The sequence below is a fragment of the Legionella feeleii genome (assembly GCF_001467625.1).
Classification (GTDB): domain Bacteria; phylum Pseudomonadota; class Gammaproteobacteria; order Legionellales; family Legionellaceae; genus Tatlockia; species Tatlockia feeleii.
In genome coordinates, this window is sequence record NZ_LNYB01000012.1 from 54,722 (window position 1) to 75,181 (window position 20,460).

Here is a 20,460-nt window from a genome sequence, read left to right on the forward strand (position 1 = left end):
TTACTGATTGATATCTAGATAAATTTTATTGGCCGGGCAGCCATTTCTTGCAGAGAAGGCACCAGTAATTTTGTTATTCGCCCATAATATGGTTTAATATTGTCCTTCTTGCTTTTTATTGGGTCTGTAATTGTGAAGAAACTAATAGTCATTCTGAGTGCTGTATTGTGCCTAACGCTGGGGCATGCCAGTAAGTTGAGTAAATATTTAAACAAAATGGAAGCCAACGATAAAGCACGTCAAGCCCAGGAATGGCAGCAAGATATGAATTTTGGCGATTTTGCTTTCCGATTGGATAAACGTTATGTTGACGATCGTGGCCAGCATTGCCGTGATTATGTTTTTAGATCACGCAGTAATCCTTATCGCCATGGCTATTATAGCGTTTGTGACGAGCGTTAATTTTTTACCATTAAGCGGTGATTTTTCTACCGCTTAATGGGGAGTACCGAGTATGCCAAGCTAGTTTTTATAAGCGATAACAGTTGGGAACAGTTTTGCTTTGTCATAAAAAAACTTAATATCGGTGTACCCCAGGCTCGTCAGTTGTTTTTTAGTTAACGCAGTAGAGCGGTAACATTGGAATTTTGCGGCCATGAGGTCGGCAAAAAGAATTTTCTGCAATAACAAATCCTTTTGGTTAATCACAGAGAAATCCCATTCGCAGTGTTCGGTAAGGGTTGGCGGAGGTGTGAGAAAACTGGTGACTAATTTCCCGCCTGATTTCAAAGCTTGGTAAAAAAGGCGAAATAACTCCATCACTTTTTCATCCTCAGGCTCATAAATGGTTAGACCATTACTCGAAATTAAATCGAATTCATTGTGGAAATCCAATTCCCAAGCATCTTGCTGATAAAATTTCACTAGATGGTTTAAGCCACGTTGTTCTGCCAACTGAGTGGCATCCTTTAAAGTAGCTGAGTCATAATCAAACCCGATGAGTTCAATATCATGGACCGATTCTAGATTAAGGTATAAAAGTTCCCCCATTAAGCCGCAGGGAATACAGGCAAGTTTGGCGCCGTTGAGTACTTTTTCCTGATTTTCTTGCAAGAAAATTTGACAGCGTTCTTGTGTTGCAAGAATTATAGGAGAGCGGTCGAGAATAAACGCTTCCAACTCCGTAAAGGGTTGGCCGCGGTTGTTTTTGCCAGTTTTACGCCCAGTTTGAGGGTGATAGAGCATGTAATGAGTCCAGTAACCATTAATCCCCTGGTTTTGTAATAAAAAACGGCCGAAATCAAATTCCGCTAATTGGTTAAGCAAATCAAGTTGTCCTGCTACGGTAATATAAGGTTTATCACCTTCCTGTTTAATTCGGGCTGCAATTTTATCAACAACGACAGCTAGTGTTTCCTCTGCGATGTTGTGGGAGATTAGATGCGGTTGCTCTATATTGGCCATGAAGAGTCCTAAATAAAAGGTGAATAAATAGTCTGCTGCTTTGCAGGTTATAAAAATAAGCGCTTAATCTTAAAATGGCTAAAATAAATTTCGTATTGAATCGGGTATAGGGACAGATTGATTGGCGCGATAATCCACCCAGACTATTTTACTTGTTCCTTGGGTCATCAAGGTTTCGCCTTGGTATAAATCATGATCCATCGTAATACTGGAACGACCGAGAGTGTGAACGCTGCTCTTTATTGTCAAGGTTGCCGGATAAACGATTGGTTTTAGAAAAGTGCAAGCGACATGAATGACGACAGGACCGACTTGTTGTTTCATATCCAAATTTAGGCTTTCCAACCACTCAATACGAGCCTGCTGGAAGTAATCAAAGTAGCGGCCATTATTCACATGGCCCAATGCATCCATATCACCCCATTCAATGGCAAACGTTTTTTGGTGTACAGTTATCTTCGTGTCAGTCATGATAAATCCATAGGGTCAATATCCACATTCCAGCGGATATTATTGCTTAATTTATTTATTGTTAACCACTCTCTCAACGCCGTCAATGTGGCTTGCAAAAGGGTACGTGAGGGCGATTTAATAAGTAATTGCATACGATGTTGCTCGGCTTTACGAGCTAAGGGAGCAGGTGCCGGGCCTAAGATTTTAAGTTTTTGATGAAATAATTGTGCTTTGATTGCATGCAGAAATTCCAACACTTTACTTGTCTGTTTATCTTGGGCTCGGATCACTGCCAGAAAATGATAGGGCGGTAGTTCAGCTTCGCGACGCTCTGCTAATAAGGCGGTGGCAAACGACTCATAACCTTCCTGAATGAGGCGATTGAGCAAAGGATGTTGTGGTATATGCGTTTGGATAATGACCTGGCCGGCATATTGAGCGCGGCCGGCGCGGCCGGCGACCTGGACTAGCAGCTGGCCAAGGCGCTCAATGGCACGAAAATCCTGATTATAAAATCCGGCATCGGCATCCAGGACGACCACCAGGGTCAAGCGAGGGAAATGATGGCCTTTAGCGAGCATTTGTGTTCCCACAATTAATTGGGCCTCGCCGTTGTGAATGCTTGTAAGATGCTTATTCAAAGCATCTTTTTTTTGAATCTCATCGCGATCGATACGCAGAAGCTTGGTCTGAGGAAATTGTTCGGCCAAATACTCATGAATTCGTTGAGTACCGGCTCCGATGGGTAGTAATTCTTTACCATGGCAATGCAGACAATGGTGCGGAATCGCTTTTGTTGCTCCGCAATGGTGGCATATAAGGCGTCCCGATTGGCGGTGCAGAGTTAGATGACTATCACAAGCAGAGCAATCAGCCATCCAGCCACATTGGTGGCATAATAGAACAGGAGAAAAGCCCCGCCGATTAATAAAAACCAGTACCTGATTACCTTGCTTGAGATGTTCAGCAATTGTATTGATGGTATTGGCAGCCAGTCCGTGTTGCAATGGTTTGTTGCGAATGTCGATTAGCTGATAATGGAGTGGTGAACTGTCGAGTGCCTTGTGATTTAAACGCAAAAGAGAGTATTTTTTTTGTGTGCAATTATGCATACTTTCCAGACTTGGTGTGGCAGAGCCTAGAATAATAGGAATATTGGCTAAATGAGCACGCATTAGGCCGGTGTCGCGAGCGGAGTAACGGACTCCCTCCATTTGCTTTAGGGAGCTATCATGTTCCTCATCGACAATAATTAAGCCTAAAGCAGGCATTGGGGTAAAAATAGCAGTTCGTGTACCTATTACCAGCTTTACTAAATTATCTTTCGCCAGCTGCCAAGCGAATTGCCTTTCGCTTTCATTTAAATTCGAATGAAGGACTGCCATAGGCTCTTTGAATCGTGCTTGAAACCTTGCCAATAGCTGGGGTGTTAATCCGATTTCAGGCACTAAAACCAGGACCTGCCGATTTTCGGCCAATACCTTGGCAATGGTTTGCAGGTAGACTTCCGTTTTACCACTACCAGTTACGCCATGTAACAAGAAACAATGATAGGCATGTAATTGCTGAGTAATGGCTTGCACAGCAATGGCTTGCTCATTATTTAAGGCGAGAGGTTTATCAGTGGTTTCTTGCCCAGAGCAAGGTAAGTTAATTTTTTGCACCAGGGTAATTGCTTTAACTGCCAGAAGCGCATCAATTTGTGTGGAATTGAATCCTTCCTGCACTAATAATTTTTTGCTTAAAGGGATAGTTTGATTATTTAAAAAATCAATCAGTGCATGCTGCTTATGTGCCCGGTTCGCTATTAATGTATGTGCTTCCTCTGCAGCTAAGGCCAATTGATAATAATCAGCAAGTGGTAATTGGCTGTTTTGCCCCAAACGATATTTTTTGGGCAAGGCCAGTGGAATAACCTCTGATAGCGGTGCCTGATAGTAATTAGCTACCCATTGACATAAGGTGAGCATTGTTTCATTTAAGAGTGGTTGCTCATCAATGACTGCTGATATGGATTTAATAGAATCATAAGTTTTTGCAGAGGAGCCTTGGCCAACGACCACTCCCAGGCGTGTTTTTTGACGAAAAGGAACCCATACCCGAGCCCCAATACAAGGTGAAAAGTCAGTCGCTAGATAATCGAAATAATCCCGACTGGTATGCGGGATACAAACCCTGTAGATTGTTGCTGCCATCTAGCTGCGCTGCCACTCATGACTCGCTGATTGTCCGGGAGCTGAAAAAACTTTAACAACGATTTTTTCTATGCGATGGCGATCCAATTCGGTCTTGTCTTTAATTAATTCCTCAACGAACCAACGTGATAGCTCTTCAACTGTAATATTGGTCAGTGGCATAAGAGTAACATCTTCTTTTAAAAACGGTATTCGCTTGTGGTTAAAAGTAAAATAGTAATGCTCGTTATCTTCTGAGAATTGCAAGAAAGGCGAAAATTGTGGCATTAGGAAGGTTTGATTTAAATGATTACATAATTTATAAATGCGCTCTTTATAATAGCGGTAGTCAAACGTCATCCCATTTTCTTCGACCCAAGTGGTCAGAGCGAGATAAACCGTATACATATGACCATGCAGTGGTTCACGCTCAGTTGCGGAAAAAATGGTGGTATGTCCTGCTGAGAATTTCATTGATTCTTTTTGTAGCTCAACAGTGGTTAAATATTTTTTCATGATCATAAACTCGCTCGTTTATCGTGCAATTGAAAACCGGTTAAAGCCAATTCAATGTTTTTAGTCAAGGCAATGACTTTGAATAGTTCGCCCATTTCACTGGGTTGAAGTAACTGTTTAACAGCTTGTTGAGCCTTTATCCGATTACGGTCTTCAGCCAGTTCATTCAGTAAGCTTAACAAACCGTTGGCGAGCAAAAAAGAGGCTTGATTCGTATAACCAGCAATGTGAAAGCCCGCTGTATGACCGGCTTCAGCAATATGAGTAAAATCGACATGGGCAGTGATATCTTGCTCACCGACATGAATCAATGGGTTGCTGTGCGCGTGATGGCGATAATGGCACATTAATGTGCCACTGTTACGCTCAGGATGATAATATTCATGGCGTGGGAAGCCATAATCCAACAGAAAAACAGCTCCCTGAGTCAGCATGGCGTAACATTGTTGTATCCAATCATCAATGAATAAATTTGCTTCTGACTGATAGGGTATATTTTCGGGGGGTAAACTAGTCGCTACATGGGCAAGCAATCGCTTATTTGTGCAGGGCTTGAAAATTTCTGTTAGTTCCTGTTGCGCATTCAGAGTGATAAAACTTTCCAATACCCCCTCATCTGTTTTTAAAAAACGATGAACAGGCATTGCATCAAGTACTTCATTAGCAATGACTACGCCATTGAAAGCTTGTTCAGGCCAGCGATTGAGCCATTTTACTCTTTCAAGTAAATGAGGGATTTCCTGTCGAATTAATTCCTCTTGTCTTTGGCGTAAATGACTACTGACTTCCATAATATGGTAAGCCCGGGGCAAACATTGATCACGTTCAAGTTGTTTTAAGAGATCAACACAGAGACGGCCAGAGCCAGCACCAAATTCAAAAAGAAGAGGGTCAGCCATTATTGACAAGAGTTGCTTACATTGTTTGGCCAATGTTTGGCCAAACAAGGGTGTTAATTCAGGTGCAGTAACGAAGTCGCCATGAGCCCCAAATTTTTGCAATCCCGCGCTATAATAGCCAAAATCAGGTGCGTATAGCGCTTGCTGCATAAATTCAACAAAGGGCATATCCCCTTGTTGTATAATCTGACTGCGAATGGATGTAAGTAGGCTCATAATTGCTTAAAAATTATAAAAGTGGGGAACATACCTTGAATCAAGCCAACAAACAAGCCGCCAAAGTGGCTTTGGTAACTGGTGCGGCACGGCGAATAGGTGCTGCAATTGTCAGAGAACTGCATCAGGCCGGTTTTAAGGTTGTTATCCATTGTAATCGTTCGTTGACTGCCGCGGAAGCGTTGGCATACGATTTAAATCAGCAACGCGCTGGTAGTGCTTATGTTTTACAAAAAGAATTGACAGATGCCAATGCAACAAACGAGTTGATGGCTTCCGTGTTTGCCTGGGCCGGGCGTGTCGATTTATTGGTAAATAATGCCTCATTATTTATACGTAGTGATTGTACTATCTTCGATGAAACGGTGTGGGATAGTTTGTTTACTGTTAATGTCAAAGTCCCTTTCTTGTTATCTCTTGCTGCTCGACCTCATCTTGCAGATCAAGAAGGATGCATCGTGAATATTACAGATATCCACGCAGATAAACCGCTTAAAGGGTATGCTATTTATTGCCAAAGTAAAGCTGCATTACTAATGCAGACCAAAGCCTTGGCTCGCGAGTTTGCTCCTCAAGTACGCGTCAACGCAATTGCACCTGGTGCCATAGCCTGGCCTGAAGATAACAACATGTTAAGTATGGAAACACAGCAACAAATTATCGCTAAAACCCCTTTAAAGCGCCATGGAGCTCCTGAATATATCGCGCAAATGGTGCTGGCTCTTACTAGTAATTCTTTTATTACAGGGCAAATCGTTAATGTGGATGGTGGACGCAGCATTTCCTAGAGCGGCAGTTTTTTTAATTCCCTTTCGATATCATCAAGGTGTTCAAGTTTGTAAAAAATTTGCAATTCTGTTGGACTAAGTTGTGCTCTGAAGTAATAGCGTAATAAAGATCGGCTTTGTAACACCGCTTTATAGTCATTTTCCAATTTTGCCAGGTTATGCAAGTGTTGTATAAAAAGAGCTTTTATAGTGTCAGTATCAGGATGACTCTCTATCTTATTAAGGAGATTTTGGTAAAGCCAAGGCTTACCAGTTCCCGCGCGTGCTATCATATAGGCGTCACAACCGCTATTAATCAATGCCTTTGTTAGGCTCGCCTTATCACTGATATCGCCATTAGCGATGACGGGGATAGAAACAGCCCGTTTAATTGCGGCAATTTGGGCAAAATTACAGTCAACATTATAGTCATCATTCCAACGTCTGCCGTGGACAATGAGCGCATCAGCCCCGGCCTGCTCTATCGCCCTGGCCAGGTCAACATCATTATCATTCCCCTGGATGCGAAGTTTGACTGTGAGGGGAAGGTTAATCATTTTACGAACGCTATTAACTATCTTGAGCAATTGCTGCGGTTCACTGAGTAAGGCGCTACCGGCTCCCTTTTTGCGAATTTTGGTTTTCGGACAACCACAATTAATATCGATTAAATTAGCACCAATGCTCGCGAGGTAAGCGCTTGCTGTGGCCATCGTTTCTGGATCATTACCTGCTATCTGGTAGCTGAGCGTTTTTTCTAGCGATGAGCGGTAAAGATAGCGTGAGTTCAATGGATGCTTATAAAGGGCATCATGTGCAGAAATCATTTCAGTTGTACAGTAGGCAGGAGGCGTAAATTGATAAAACAATTCACGGAAAGGAGCACAACTGAAACCAGCTAAAGGTCCTTGAATTAAACGATTAGGCAAGTGAATGGAGCCAATGCTAAAAGGGCTATTGAGAAAAGAGTGCATCATAATTAAGGAGAAAATATATTAAGGACTACTCACAGTCCGCTACAATTGCTTGTATTATACACAGCCCATATAGCCAGAAAAATAATTATACAACCAGAGAACCAACGAGATAGGTCATGCAAGCGATCTATTGTGCAGCTATCGCAAAATTAGAAGATGCGAATTGGTAAAGAGCCGGTTATAATCCTCTAATTTTTAGGTGTTTTATGGATAAACGATTTTTTTCGCCTTTAGAGTTAATGAGGATTGCTACTGAGCATGCTTACTGTGCTGAGTATTTATTACCCGGTAATGCCAAAGTGACTATGTATGGAGACTCCAATTGCGATACGTTAGCGGCAATTACAACACTCATGTATGCAGCTTTTGAATTAACATTTAAAGCATACCTTCTCCATGAACATAAAAAAAATAACCAGCACAAAAATTTAATGGAATTACTTGAATCAGGTCTTGAACTGGAATTATCTCATGAAGATAGGAAACTGTTGAAATATTTGGCACGTCACCAGGCTTTTCGTAAAGGGGTCGATTATGAGCTCTGGGAAGATAGACAGGATTTGCATGGTTTCTGCGTTGAAATTATTGAGCTTTATGAACGGATACAACAGTTAATGCCCATAGAGTTACAAAGTGAATACCAATCGGTTTAGGAGAAGGGATAAAAATTCTCACAAGCTATACCGTAAGATTTTTTATTGCCCATAATGAAAAGTTCTGCCTAAGAGTCGCTTAGGTCTATTAGGGAAATTAAAGCATGATAAGTGCAAAGCCGATGGAGCAATTATTGGCAGAAGATCAAGCTCTTTTAAGACTTAATAAAATTACCAGAATAATTTGTGAAACGACTAATCCGGACGCTTGTAATATCCAATGGAATGAAGCGGAGAAAGATCTTAGGTTTAATTTTGTCCTGCATATGAACGAGTATTCACCTGCTACGGTTCACCATAGGCAATTTTCCCTTATTCCTTTCATCCTTGGATTTCCCACCCCCCCTAAAGCGGTTGAAGGTAAAAACAATTTTACTGTGAAGTTAGACACAGCAAATACAGTAGCTGGGTTTTTAAATCGATTGATGCAATATGAAGTTGAGGCAGTATTAGTCGGTGAGCAAAATTTCTCTTATTCTACTAAATATGGGTTGCCACATCCGAAAACTGGTCGTGGGGCGATGGAAAGGGTTCTATCGAAGGCTAAATGTCTGTTCCATGAACGCACAATGCGGCCCTACGGTATAAAGCTTACTATCAAGGAAAATAATCAGGTAGAAATAATAGTTGATGCTCCTGGCGACCCAATGATGATTGCAAAGACTCTTTGTTCTATTTGGAGATTTCCTGTCAATGATGTAGTCGTAAAAGATCGGTCGCTAGTATTTTCTTCTGTTGATGCGATTTTAGACAGCATGGCAGGGAATCGTATCAATTACCATTCGGTGCTCGTTTTAAATAAGCAGGGTGAGCTTGCTGTTACAGAATGTACTAATTCTCAGGGTGAGATACTTGATACAAAAGAGCATTGCCTGGAGCCTTATTATCCGCAGCTTGATGCACTGGGGCCTGGATTAAGGAAAATGTTTGGTTTAGAGCTAAGAGATCCGCGCCGTTTAGAAGAATATCGTACAATAATAGCTCAAGAAAGTAATTGGGTTTTATTTCTGGTTGAAGCTAATGTTTGGGTGACAGCCCCTGTCCCAACGCTGGTTAAATCGCCTATACCTGAAGCAGAGCGATTTGTTTCCTTAAGCAGGATAAAAGGAAAAGGGATTTTCTGGCAGAGTGTTCCACTGATCCAACATTATCTTTATTTTGAAGCGAATCGTATTGAGAAAGCATTGCAGGAAAATGAAGGGTTGGAAGGGACAATGGTTACCATTGATAGTAGCTTTCAACCCAATCCAGACAACAAGAAGACAAGCCAAGCAGGAGAGCATTTTGGCAAAATTTACATAAAAAATAGTGACGGAAGGATTAACCTTATTCATGAAGCGCTTAAACTCAGCCTTCCCCCAACAAGTTACCCAAACTGTCAAATAGAACTAGTGGTAGCTGATAATACAGTTGTTCTGAGTAATATTAATCCAGCATTGGTATTTCATATCTTTAAAATCCAGACAAGAATGCATTTTTGTTTCAAACAGATTGAGGACGCCCTGCCTGCAACGTGGATTGCAGACCATATTAATACACTTATGAGTGCTCTCGATAAAGAGCCTATTACAATAAGACTCTCAATCATTGATAAAACACAAGCAATTTTAACGATCTTTCAAGAAGTTATTACACAATTACACAATTTTTCTGGTACCGAGAGACAGCAATTCCTTAAATGCTTTATTGCCGAAGTGCAAGCCTATGAACAAAGTATCCTTGCATTGTCTCCGACACAAAAAACCTTGCTGGTTGCTTTTACTTTAGTGGGAACTCTCTTAGGGGTTTCCTTAGGTAGTATGTTTGGTTTATTAGGCGGTTTTTGTCTCAGTTCAGGAGCAAATAGCGCTATTCCGGGACTTGGTATGGTGGCCGCCAATTATACGGGTGGAGGTATTGGCGCTGCATTAGCGACTCTTAAAGGTGCGGGTTTAACGGTAATGATAAGTACTGCAGCGAGCAGTTTTTTAGTGGGGATTGCTAGTGGTACCGGCGCTTTTCTGGTAGGACGCTTAGGCTTCTTTAGTCCGTCGCAATCCCAATTACTGGTTAAAACCTTTTCACAAAAATTACAGGATGACATTAAAAAAGATAAGCTTTTGCAAGATAGCAGTGGATGTGAGGTGGGGTCAATTCCACCTGATGCAGTCAAAATGGGGGGCAGCGCAGTGCCTTAGGTTACCAATTGGATATCTATTGCCAAACTTGGCACAACGCTGGTTTCACGCTAGGATTATGTTTTTTTACCCAAGGTGGGATAAATGACACAGCCAGAGGTTACTACAGCACTGACAGTGCAAGAACAACTGTTACAATTGAGTGCCCATCTTAACGGGCGCATCCTTGGTCAAAAAGATTTGATATCGCGATTATTAATCGCTCTACTGGCCGATGGCCATTTATTGGTTGAGGGAGCGCCTGGCTTAGCAAAAACACGGGCTGTTAAGGAGTTGTCGTCAGTTGTCGAAGGAGACTTTCATCGTATCCAGTTTACTCCGGATTTATTGCCTGGCGATCTGACAGGAACCGATGTCTATCATCCCGAGAACGGTTCCTTTGTTTTTCAACCTGGTCCTATTTTTCATCATTTGATTCTTGCTGATGAAATTAATCGTGCTCCTGCCAAGGTACAATCTGCTCTACTGGAGGCTATGGCAGAGCGGCAAGTTACGATAGGGGGCAAAACCTATCCCTTGCCAGAATTATTTTTGGTTATGGCAACCCAAAATCCCATTGAACAGGAAGGAACTTATCCGTTGCCAGAAGCACAGCTTGATCGTTTTTTAATGTACGTGAAAATTGGTTATCCCGATGTCCAGGTCGAGCGTGATATTCTTATACTGGCTCGCCGTGAAGCAGAAGAAATGGGTAGCTTAAAGGTAACCCCTGCTCCTGTCAGTCCTCTAAGTCAGGTCACTTTATTTGCTGCCAGGCGTGAAGTTTTACGAGTGCATACCAGCGAAGCACTAGAAAATTATTTAGTGCAATTGGTTGTTGCTACACGTAATCCAGCCATTTATAGCGACGAACTCGCACGCTGGTTACGCTTTGGAGCAAGCCCCCGTGCCACTATTGCGCTGGATCGTTGTGCAAAAGCACATGCCTGGCTTGCTGGGCGGGATTATGTGACACCGGAGGATATTCATGTTATTGCTCATGACGTGCTTCGCCATCGTATCTTGTTAAGCTTTGAAGCAGAGGCAGAAGGAGTGAGCAGCGATGATTTTATTAATTCTTTATTACGCCTGATTGCAGTTCCTTGAGGTTTATCATGGGTGACGGGGTAATTGTTGAACTTAGCGAATTAATTGCATTAAAGCGTTATGCTCAAAGAGTTAACTATAAGCCTGAAGGTAATGCTTTACGTGCTGGCAATCACCTTTCTAAATTACGTGGTCGAGGGATGGACTTTGCTGAGGTTCGTAATTACCAGGCTGGTGATGAAATTCGTCATATGGAATGGCGTGTGACAGCGCGTACTGGCAAACCCTATGTTAAACTTTACCAGGAAGAGCGCGAGCGACCCATTGTTCTGATTGTTGATTTTAACGCGTCGATGTTCTTTGGTACACGGTTAGCATTTAAATCAGTGGTAGCTGCTCGTTTAGCTGCGATGATTGCGTGGACATCTATTAAGCAAGGGGATCGAATCGGTGGTTTATTGTATTCATCCTCCCGACATGATGAATTTACACCACGTAGCCGCGACGTTGGCGTTCTACCGCTTTTGGCTGCATTAAGTAAATATAGTAAGGAAAATCTTGAGGAAACTTCGCCTCGCTTATTAAGTGATGTTCTGGTCCGTTTGCGTCGTGTGGCGCGGCCAGGTAGTGTCATAGTCCTTCTTAGCGATTTTTATCAGATGGATAGAGAGAGTGAGCAACATTTGGCCCGACTGGGAGCGCATAATGATATTCTTGCCTACCATATTTGTGATCCTTTAGAACTCTTGCCACCAAAGCCTAACCACTATGCCATGACCAATGGTAAGCAGGAGATTCTTGTCGATACAACAATTGAAGAAATAAGCCAGGCTTACCAGTCTTATTGCGAATTACGGCTAGCCAATTTGCAGTCGCAGTTTAAAAGGTTGCAAATTCAGTATGTTCAAGTTCTCGCTGAAACTGATTTACCAAGATTAGTACGGCAGACTTTTCCACGGAGGTCACGTGACTGAATCACCAGCGCTAGCAAAATTGCGCGATATTCAATTGCCAGACCCTATCAGCTGGTGGCCAATGGCTCCTGGCTGGTATTTTTTAATCGCACTCGTAGTTCTGGGTGTTATTTTTTTAGTTTACATGCTTCGCCGTAGTTATGTCTGTGGCCGTGCTAAGCGCGAAGCCCTTCAATTGTTGAACCATTATCAGCAAGCCTATGAGCATGTTGGCAATAGTCAGCGCAGTAGCATGGAAATTTCAGAATTACTGCGTCGCGTAGCCTTGGTGTATTTTCCCAGGGAGATGGTAGCTGGTTTACAAGGGGAGGCCTGGTTGGCTTTTTTAAATAAAACCGCAAAGGGCGTTGATTTTAACTCAGTACGTACTTGTTTGTTGGAAGCACCCTACCAAACAGGAAAAAACATGGACCTAAATCCTTTGTTTATTTGTGCAGAAAAATGGATAAAGCAACGGAGAAAACCATGTTCGAATTAGCTGAACCAAGAATTCTACTCTTTTTGCCACTGCCTTTTTTAATTTGGTTTTTAATTCCACGCGCAACGTTACAATTACCCGCTGCTTTGAAAGTTCCTTTTTATCACGCCATGTTGACTATCGTAAGTAACCAAAAGCGCACCTTTGCCGGTCAGGCACAGCTAGGGTTGTTTTTGTTAATCTGGTCGCTATTACTGCTTGCGGCGGCTGGCCCACGTTGGGTAGGAGAGCCTAAGCCTTTAGCAAGAGAAGGTCGAAATATCATGTTGGTGCTTGATTTATCAGGCAGTATGGCATTGGATGACATGATATGGCGTGGTCGTCCAGCTACTCGTTTAGCTATTGTTAAACGTACTGCAGAACAATTTGTGCGTGAGCGGATAGGTGACCGAATTGGTTTGATTCTCTTTGGTAGCCGTGCTTATTTACAAACACCACTCACCTATGATCGCCATACCGTATTGCTTCGACTTGAAGATGCCAGTGTTGGCCTGGCAGGACAAACTACTTCCATAGGCGATGCACTTGGTTTGGCAGTGAAGCGTTTACAAAATGTCCCATCTAAAGGACGCATGATTATTTTGCTCACTGATGGAGCCAATAATTCAGGGGTATTGGCCCCATCAAAAGCTGCCGAATTGGCAAAATTAGATGAGATTAAAGTTTATACGATTGGTTTAGGTGCAGAGGGGGATCCTCGCGCATTCAATGGCGCTTTTTTTAACATGAATGCTTCCCCGGATCTCGATGAAAAAACGTTGCAAGAGATAGCAAAAGTAACAGGGGGGCGTTATTTTAGAGCAACTGATGTCCAGTCTTTACAAACTATTTATAAAACAATCAACCAATTAGAGACTGTAACCCAGGAAGACGCAACGATTCGCCCACAGCATGATTATTATTCTTGGCCATTGGCGCTAGCGCTCTTTTTATTGTTGTATTGGCTCATTAAAAAGATCGCTTTATGGACCAGTTTGAAATTAATTTCTGGTGGCCGGGAGTTTTCATCATGATGGCAGATTTCCATTTCCTTCGTCCCTGGTGGTTACTAACCTGTTTACCCTTACTTGGTTTTATTGGGTGTTTATGGCGACAAAGTCCGCGTATGGGAGCATGGGCAGCTGTTTGTGATAGTCATTTACTTAACTACTTGGTGCAGTCTAAAAAGCAGGGAAAACGGCATGGTGCCTTGTTGTTTTTATTACTTAGTGGCCTATGCATGATCCTCAGTTTGGCTGGCCCTGCCTGGATTCGCTTGCCGGTGCCAGCTTATCTGCAAATACAACCAAGAGTATTAGTATTGGATATGTCAAATGCTATGTTGGCAAACGATTTGGTACCCGATCGTTTAAATCGCGCTAAATTTAAATTGCATGATTTGTTTAAACGTCGAGATGCTGGCCAATTAGGTTTGGTGGTTTATACCGGTGAGCCCTTTGTTGTTTCTCCATTGACTGAAGATGCACAGACGATCGATGCCCTGTTGGACTCCTTAACCCCAGATATTATGCCGGTGGAAGGACAACGTTTAGATAGTGCACTTGAAGAGGCTGGAGAGTTGATAACCCAGGCAGGATTTGATCATGGTCAAATATTGGTATTGACTGCAGAGACTCCCAGTCTTGCCGCTGTAGAAGTGGCTAGCAAGCTGGCAAACAAACAGATTTTTACTTCAGTGATGCCCATTCTTGCCAATAAAACACTTAACCCTCTTTTCGAGCGTTTGGCGATGGCGGGGAAAGGACAACTAGTGTCTTTTACCAACACATCGGCTGATTTAGAGAATTGGCTAAAAAATACCGTAACTGAACAACAATATAGTCGAAGTCAACACAATGATATTCCTATGTGGCGCGATGAAGGGCGTTGGTTTTTACTCCCGGCTCTTGGTTTTCTATTACCGGTATTCCGGCGGGGATGGTTACAGAGGATCGCTACATGAGAGTACTATGGAGCATTTTCTTATGGAGCCTTGCCAATTCTGGTTATACTTTTAGCTGGTCTGAGCTATGGGTGACGAAAGATCAGCAAGCACAAACGCTTATGCAGCAAAAGCAGTTTGATCAAGCAGAAAAGACTTTTCAGCAGGGAGATTGGCGTGCCACTGCAGCTTATCGCGCAGGACATTATGAACAGGCAGCAAAAGAATTTCAATCACTTCAAAATGAACAAGGTTTTTACAATCAGGGGAACGCATTGGCCCATTTAGGGCAATATGGGGAAGCAATTAAAGCCTATGAGAAGGCCTTGGCACTAAACCCCCGCAATCAAGATGCCATTTATAATCGCAATTTGCTGCAAGAGCTACTAAAAAAAGAAAAGCAGCAACAAGGCAATAATCAGCGAGGCCAAGACCAGCAAGGTAAGGACCAGCGAGGCAAAGACCAGCAAGGTAAGGACCAGCGAGGCAAAGACCAGCAAGGTAAGGACCAGCAAGGCAAAGACCAGCAAGGCAAAGACCAGCAAGGTAAGGACCAGCAAGGTAAGGATCAGCAAGGTAAAGACCAGCAAGGTAAAGACCAGCAAGGTAAGGACCAGCAAGGTAAGGACCAGCAAGGTAAAGACCAGCAAGGTAAGGATCAGCAAGGTAAGGACCAGCAGGGTAAGGACCAGCAAGGTAAGGACCAGCAAGGTAAAGACCAGCAAGGTAAAGACCAGCAAGGTAAGGATGAGCAGGGCCAAGATCAGCAAGGTAAGGACGAGCAGGACAAAGCCCAGCAGAGTAAAGATCAAGAGAGCAAAACGCAGCAGAGTGAAAAGAAGAGGGATAAGGCAGCCATAACAAAAGAACAAGCTGCAATAGAGCATGAAAAACAACAGGCAAAAGAGCAATGGTTGCGCTTAATTCCCGATGATCCTGGTGGTTTGATGCGGGAGAAATTTTTACGTGATCACATGCGTAGACAAAGTGGGTGGTATGAATGAAGCGAATTTTAATAAGTTTATTTCTTTGTTGTTGTCTAACGGTGGTTTTTGCAGATGTTACCGTACAACTTGACGTAACACAGGTACAGTTAGGCCAGCCATTTAGATTAACTTTAACAATGGATAGTGCTGTTGATAGCGTTCCTGATTTAACACCATTACAAAAAAACTTTACCATACTTGGTACGGAACGCAGTATGAATTACAGTATTATTAATGGACAAGCACATTCTGTTAGTCAATGGATAATAACGTTAACGGCTAATCGCAATGGGGTTTTATCTATCCCATCGCTGCAAATAGGTCAAGAATACACGAAGGCAAGCAGTATAGAAGTGACTTCGGAAGAAACACCAACAACGAATGGTCAGCAGCAAACTCCTCAGCAGGATGTTTTTTTAGAGACTGAGGTTAGTGTGAACACCCCCTTTGTAAATCAACAGGTTATTTTTACTACCCGATTATACTATAGCAGCAGGTTGCTCGATGCATCTTATCAACCACCTCAGGTGGAAGATGCTTTAATGATTCCTCTTGGGCAAGGACGTCATTACCAGATTTCAAGTAACAGCAAGATCTATGCTGTTGAAGAACAGCAATATGCTATTTTTCCACAAAAAAGCGGGGATTTGAAAATTAACCCACCCGCTTTCAACGCCTTGATTTATAGTATGACTCCAAAACGGGTTCATCTCCAAGCCAAGCCGACTGTCCTTCATGTTAAACCAAGACTTGCAGGCTATAAATACTGGCTGGCTGCGAAACAGGTTTCTCTCGCTGAGACCTATGATAAAAACACAATGACTTTCATGCAGGGTGACACGTTAGTACGTACTGTCACCTTGAGTGCAGTGGCTGTGCCCGCACAATTGTTACCAACCATGGATTTTGGGAGTTCGGATCAATTTAGTGTTTATCCCGAAAAACCTCAGGAAAAAACTAGTTTTAAACATCCGAATTTAGTCAGCTCTACGACTGTGAAGGCGACTTATTTACTTAACAAAGCGGGTCAAATAACAATCCCTGCTATTAAAGTAACCTGGTTTAATACAACAACTGGTAAAAAAGAAATAAGCTCTTTACCCGCACTTACTTTGAATGTAGTGGCTTCTGCTGCTGAAACAAAGCAGTCTGCATCACCTGCTGTTGCCAATTCAGAGCCGGTAGCGCATACAACAGAGGCAGACGCCAGGAAAGAACAGCAAAGTATTAAGCCGTCATTACGCCCAGAAACCAATTTTGCTTGGTGGCTAGCCAGTGCTTTTGCTCTAGCCTGGTTACTTACACTCGGACTATGGTATAGACAACGGCGACAACAAGCAGAAAGGCAAACAGCAGGTCAAGCTATGAAGCAATTGGCTAAAGCCTGTTTGGATAATCATGCTACTGAAGCGCGGGATGCCTTGCTTAAATGGGCCCGCTTTCAATGGCCTGAAGCGAATTTGTTGAATTTAACTGATGTGGAGAAAATGGTGGCAGACACCAGGCTCAAGAAAGAGATTAATCAATTAGCCCAGGCTCTTTACCAGGATGTGAGTCCACAAAAAACTTGGCAGGGAACGGCTTTATGGGCTGCTATTACTTCTTTCAAAGGGGCAAAACTAAGGCCGGAGAATAGCAAAACTACTCCGCTGCCTCCTATTCATCGACTCTAGGGGGGGGTATGCAGCTTGCTGAGTACTGTAAGGAAGATGTGCGAGGTTTGGCAAAACTTATCAAGGAAAGAGAAGTCAGTCCTGAAGAAGTCTTGGCTTGTGCTATTCAGCGTATGTATGAAGTCAATCCACAACTGAATGCAATAATTACTGATTGCAGTGATTGGGCACTTCTGCAATCGAAGAAGATGCGTGGTGATGAACCCTTTTATGGTGTGCCGGTATTAGTGAAAGACTTAGGTTTTTCGATGCAGGGAGTGCGTTATACAGCTGGCTCAACTTTTTTGACGACATCTGTTTCGTCGTTAAATAGTGATTTTATTGATCGTCTATTAGCCTTGGGAATGTTGCCTTTCGCAAAAACCAATGTGCCTGAGTTTGGCCTTTCTTATGTGACAGAGTCAACTTTACTTGGCCCTTGCCGTAATCCATATGATTTAAGTCGTACTTCAGGTGGATCTTCCGGTGGTTCAGCTGCCGCCGTGGCCGCAGGGGTTGCGCCCGTTGCTACGGCGAGTGATGGCGGGGGATCTATTCGCATACCTGCGGCTTGTTGTGGATTATTTGGGTTTAAGCCTACCCCTGGTTTAATGCCTGTCGGCCCTTGGGCTGGTGAGTCCTGGTCAGGTTTGTCAACCAATTTCGTATTAACTCGTAGTGTAGATGACTCCGCCCTTTTATTTGATTTACTCGCTACAAATACTTTACCTGAACCTAAACCAAGCGTAGTCGATCTTCAGCACAATGAGCAGAGCTTTCAACCTTTAAAAATTGCATGTCTTGAGGGGGCTTTTGCAGTTGTGCCTGTTGCTAAACCTTGTTTGGAAGCCTTCGAACAAGCGATAAATATATTAACAAGCTCCGGGCATCAGGTGAGTTCCTATAAATTGGCTCTCGATTTAGAGGAAATTGCCGCCTCCGCTTTGTGTCTCATTGCAGCCAATACCTGTGCTGAAATTGAAAATCAACAACGGTTGCTTGGACGTAAGGTGCAAAAAAAGGAATTAGAGCCATTTACTTGGGAATTAATGGGACAAGGAAAAAAATTATCTGCATCCCAATTGATTGCTGCAAAAAACAAGATCTACCAACTCTTACGGCCTCTCCATGAACTATTCACCCAGGTTGATTTAGTGTTAACTCCTGCCTTGGCGCAATTGCCTCTTCCTGTCGGCAGCTTACCAACCAACGGTGATTTTACTCATTATTTGCAAAAAAATCTTGCTTTTACACCCTTTACTGCATTGTTTAATCAAGCGGGGTTGCCTGCCATGACGATCCCTGTGATGCGCCATAATCATTTCCCACTCTCCGTACAATTTGCTGCTGCGAAAGGGCGAGACAGATTTTTGTTACATTTTGCTCAGCAATTAAAAACCTTGCTTCCTGATTTTACATCACCAGTGATGGCTCTGGGAAAAATAAACTAGGGGGGATGCTCCGTTATTAAAGGAGGCCATAAATTTTTATTGTTGATTCTCGCTATTTTATAAACACTAGAGTATAATAGAGCCACTTGTAGTTTATATTTCTTGGCTGAAACATTGTTCTTCGTGAAAATCCCTCCTTTTGTAGTTCAAAGTAGCGAATTTATCGCGTTGCTTCCCTATGATGATTCTGGCTTGGATTGTTTAACGCAAGTGTGTGTTTAATTTAATTTGGAAAGTAGAAATGTCTGTGAAAGAAACTGGCCACGTCAAGTGGTTTAATGATGATAAGGGTTACGGTTTTATCAGTCGTGATAATGGTCAAGACGATGTATTCGTTCATTTTCGTTCGATCAATAGCGCAGCTGGTCGTAAAACTTTGGTTGAAGGTCAACGCGTCGAGTTCATGGTGACCAAAGGACCTAAAGGTCTACAAGCGGAAGACGTAACCGCTGTATAATAATCCTGCTGTTTCTCCAATCTTCTCCCCTCTAGTAATGGACTTTGTGCGCTATTAGAGGGGAGCGAGCTTTTCATTTTTATGAGAAATTCAGACGTAATCATAATTGGTGCTGGTGCTGCTGGCTTGATGTGTGCCATAGAAGCAGGAAAACGAGGGCGGCGAGTACTAGTTCTTGATCATGCTAACAAGGTTGGCAAGAAGATTCTGATGTCTGGTGGTGGGCGATGTAATTTTACCAATTACGAGGTAGAGGCCCGCCATTATTTATCTGCAAATCCTCATTTTTGTAAATCTGCCCTTAAACGTTATACATCTTTTGATTTCATCAATCTGGTGAAAAAACATCGGATTCCCTTCCATGAGAAATCACATGGCCAATTATTTTGTGATAATAAGGCTTCTGATATTGTTGCCATGCTCTTGAGCTGCTGCGAGCAGGCAAAAGTTGAAATACGTTTAAATACAGCTGTCAGTCACATAGAGAAGAAAGATAATGGCTATGCTCTAAGGTTAACAAAGGGAGAGCAGTTATTTTGCCAATCCCTGGTTGTTGCAACAGGAGGATTATCCATTCCAACTATGGGTGCATCTCCCTACGGTTACCAATTGGCTACCCAGTTTGGTTTGCCAGTATTGCCTACGCGGGCCGGATTGGTACCCTTTACTTTGCAACCCGAAGAAAAAGAGCGTTTGGCTGTGTTATCAGGAATCTCCTTGCCGTGCGAAGTGTCTTGTAATAATCAACGCTTTTCCCTGGATATGCTGTTTACCCATCGTGGTTTGAGCGGGCCAGCAATGTTGCAAATTTCATCTTATTGGCAACCCGGCGGGATCTTGGAGATTGATTTAGATCCCAATAATGAATGGGCTTCTCACTTGCCGCAACGTAAGCGGTTGGCTCCACAGAGTCGTTTAAAGCATTGTTTGGAACAAGTTTTGCCCAAGCGAGTGGTTGCTACTTTGGTAGCGGAATCTTTATTAGAACGCGAGTTACAAACGTTATCTGACAAAATTTTGCAAGAAATAGGACAAAGTTTACGGCAATGGCGTATTAAGCCGAATGGTACGGAAGGATACAGGACTGCTGAAGTGACCTTAGGTGGTGTGGATACGCGAGTACTGTCATCGCAAACGATGGAAGTTAACCATTTGCCCGGTCTTTATTTTGTGGGCGAAGTGCTGGATGTGAGTGGCTGGCTAGGTGGTTATAACTTTCAATGGGCCTGGTCGTCAGGTTGGGTCGCTGGTCAATATGCGTAAAATTTACATACATTGA

Annotated in this window: 20 protein-coding genes; 14 read left to right on the top strand and 6 right to left on the bottom strand. The window is 42.9% G+C overall.

The window, feature by feature from the left end; translation table 11 throughout:
- Window positions 1–132: 132 nt before the first annotated feature.
- The gene (locus Lfee_RS01595; protein WP_058443574.1) at window positions 133–402 is read left to right on the top strand and encodes a hypothetical protein; all 270 of its coding nucleotides are present in this window, start codon (window positions 133–135) and stop codon (window positions 400–402) included.
- Window positions 403–462: 60 nt separating this feature from the next.
- Here Lfee_RS01595 and Lfee_RS01600 read toward each other — a convergent pair whose 3' ends face one another.
- The 5 genes from Lfee_RS01600 to Lfee_RS01620 all read right to left on the bottom strand — a co-directional run bounded on the left by Lfee_RS01600 (window position 463) and on the right by Lfee_RS01620 (window position 5,662).
- A complete protein-coding gene (locus tag Lfee_RS01600) occupies window positions 463–1,404 on the bottom strand; it encodes an SAM-dependent methyltransferase (protein ID WP_058443537.1) in 942 nt (313 codons plus the stop codon).
- Between the two features lie 78 nt (window positions 1,405–1,482).
- The gene (locus Lfee_RS01605) at window positions 1,483–1,875 is read right to left on the bottom strand and encodes an acyl-CoA thioesterase (protein ID WP_058443538.1); all 393 of its coding nucleotides are present in this window, start codon (window positions 1,873–1,875) and stop codon (window positions 1,483–1,485) included.
- A complete protein-coding gene (locus Lfee_RS01610) occupies window positions 1,872–4,052 on the bottom strand; it encodes a primosomal protein N' (RefSeq protein ID WP_058443539.1) in 2,181 nt (726 codons plus the stop codon). The genes Lfee_RS01605 and Lfee_RS01610 overlap by 4 nt, the downstream gene beginning before the upstream one ends.
- Window positions 4,053–4,547, bottom strand: a complete 495-nt coding sequence (locus tag Lfee_RS01615) for a 6-pyruvoyl trahydropterin synthase family protein (RefSeq protein ID WP_112854782.1) — start codon at window positions 4,545–4,547, stop codon at window positions 4,053–4,055.
- Window positions 4,548–4,549: 2 nt separating this feature from the next.
- A complete protein-coding gene (locus Lfee_RS01620; protein WP_058443541.1) occupies window positions 4,550–5,662 on the bottom strand; it encodes a class I SAM-dependent methyltransferase in 1,113 nt (370 codons plus the stop codon).
- Between the two features lie 35 nt (window positions 5,663–5,697).
- Between Lfee_RS01620 and Lfee_RS01625 the strand changes: the two genes are divergently transcribed.
- On the top strand, window positions 5,698–6,450 hold the full coding sequence (locus Lfee_RS01625; RefSeq protein ID WP_058443575.1) for a pteridine reductase: 753 nt from the start codon (window positions 5,698–5,700) through the stop codon (window positions 6,448–6,450).
- On the opposite strand, the gene Lfee_RS01630 is transcribed toward Lfee_RS01625, so the two are convergent.
- On the bottom strand, window positions 6,447–7,403 hold the full coding sequence (locus Lfee_RS01630) for a tRNA dihydrouridine synthase (RefSeq protein ID WP_058443576.1): 957 nt from the start codon (window positions 7,401–7,403) through the stop codon (window positions 6,447–6,449). The genes Lfee_RS01625 and Lfee_RS01630 overlap by 4 nt on opposite strands.
- Window positions 7,404–7,612: 209 nt before the next feature.
- Here Lfee_RS01630 and Lfee_RS01635 point away from each other — a divergent pair, with 209 nt between their 5' ends.
- The 12 genes from Lfee_RS01635 to Lfee_RS01690 all read left to right on the top strand — a co-directional run bounded on the left by Lfee_RS01635 (window position 7,613) and on the right by Lfee_RS01690 (window position 20,444).
- Window positions 7,613–8,059 carry a hypothetical protein gene (locus tag Lfee_RS01635; RefSeq protein WP_058443542.1) on the top strand — a complete coding sequence of 149 codons (447 nt, stop codon included), beginning with the start codon at window positions 7,613–7,615 and terminating at the stop codon, window positions 8,057–8,059.
- A gap of 104 nt (window positions 8,060–8,163) precedes the next feature.
- Window positions 8,164–10,236 carry an MFS transporter gene (locus Lfee_RS01640; RefSeq protein ID WP_058443543.1) on the top strand — a complete coding sequence of 691 codons (2,073 nt, stop codon included), beginning with the start codon at window positions 8,164–8,166 and terminating at the stop codon, window positions 10,234–10,236.
- Window positions 10,237–10,320: 84 nt separating this feature from the next.
- The gene (locus Lfee_RS01645) at window positions 10,321–11,322 is read left to right on the top strand and encodes an AAA family ATPase (protein ID WP_058443544.1); all 1,002 of its coding nucleotides are present in this window, start codon (window positions 10,321–10,323) and stop codon (window positions 11,320–11,322) included.
- An 8-nt stretch (window positions 11,323–11,330) separates the two neighbouring features.
- A complete protein-coding gene (locus tag Lfee_RS01650; RefSeq protein ID WP_058443545.1) occupies window positions 11,331–12,236 on the top strand; it encodes a DUF58 domain-containing protein in 906 nt (301 codons plus the stop codon).
- Window positions 12,229–12,714 carry a DUF4381 domain-containing protein gene (locus tag Lfee_RS01655; protein WP_058443546.1) on the top strand — a complete coding sequence of 162 codons (486 nt, stop codon included), beginning with the start codon at window positions 12,229–12,231 and terminating at the stop codon, window positions 12,712–12,714. The genes Lfee_RS01650 and Lfee_RS01655 overlap by 8 nt, the downstream gene beginning before the upstream one ends.
- Window positions 12,702–13,727, top strand: coding sequence for a vWA domain-containing protein (locus Lfee_RS01660; RefSeq protein ID WP_058443547.1), 1,026 nt, complete (start codon window positions 12,702–12,704; stop codon window positions 13,725–13,727). Before Lfee_RS01655 ends, Lfee_RS01660 begins: the two co-directional genes overlap by 13 nt.
- Window positions 13,724–14,656 (top strand): vWA domain-containing protein, encoded by a 933-nt coding sequence (locus Lfee_RS01665; RefSeq protein WP_058443548.1) that lies wholly within the window; start codon window positions 13,724–13,726, stop codon window positions 14,654–14,656. Before Lfee_RS01660 ends, Lfee_RS01665 begins: the two co-directional genes overlap by 4 nt.
- Window positions 14,653–15,639 carry a tetratricopeptide repeat protein gene (locus Lfee_RS01670; protein ID WP_058443549.1) on the top strand — a complete coding sequence of 329 codons (987 nt, stop codon included), beginning with the start codon at window positions 14,653–14,655 and terminating at the stop codon, window positions 15,637–15,639. The genes Lfee_RS01665 and Lfee_RS01670 overlap by 4 nt, the downstream gene beginning before the upstream one ends.
- The gene (locus tag Lfee_RS01675; RefSeq protein WP_058443550.1) at window positions 15,636–17,294 is read left to right on the top strand and encodes a BatD family protein; all 1,659 of its coding nucleotides are present in this window, start codon (window positions 15,636–15,638) and stop codon (window positions 17,292–17,294) included. The genes Lfee_RS01670 and Lfee_RS01675 overlap by 4 nt, the downstream gene beginning before the upstream one ends.
- Before the next feature lie 8 nt (window positions 17,295–17,302).
- The gene (locus tag Lfee_RS01680) at window positions 17,303–18,724 is read left to right on the top strand and encodes an amidase (protein ID WP_058443551.1); all 1,422 of its coding nucleotides are present in this window, start codon (window positions 17,303–17,305) and stop codon (window positions 18,722–18,724) included.
- Window positions 18,725–18,965: 241 nt separating this feature from the next.
- On the top strand, window positions 18,966–19,181 hold the full coding sequence (locus Lfee_RS01685; RefSeq protein ID WP_058443552.1) for a cold-shock protein: 216 nt from the start codon (window positions 18,966–18,968) through the stop codon (window positions 19,179–19,181).
- An 81-nt stretch (window positions 19,182–19,262) separates the two neighbouring features.
- Window positions 19,263–20,444: a BaiN/RdsA family NAD(P)/FAD-dependent oxidoreductase gene (locus Lfee_RS01690; protein ID WP_058443553.1), complete on the top strand. Its 1,182-nt coding sequence runs from the start codon at window positions 19,263–19,265 to the stop codon at window positions 20,442–20,444.
- Window positions 20,445–20,460 lie beyond the last annotated feature (16 nt).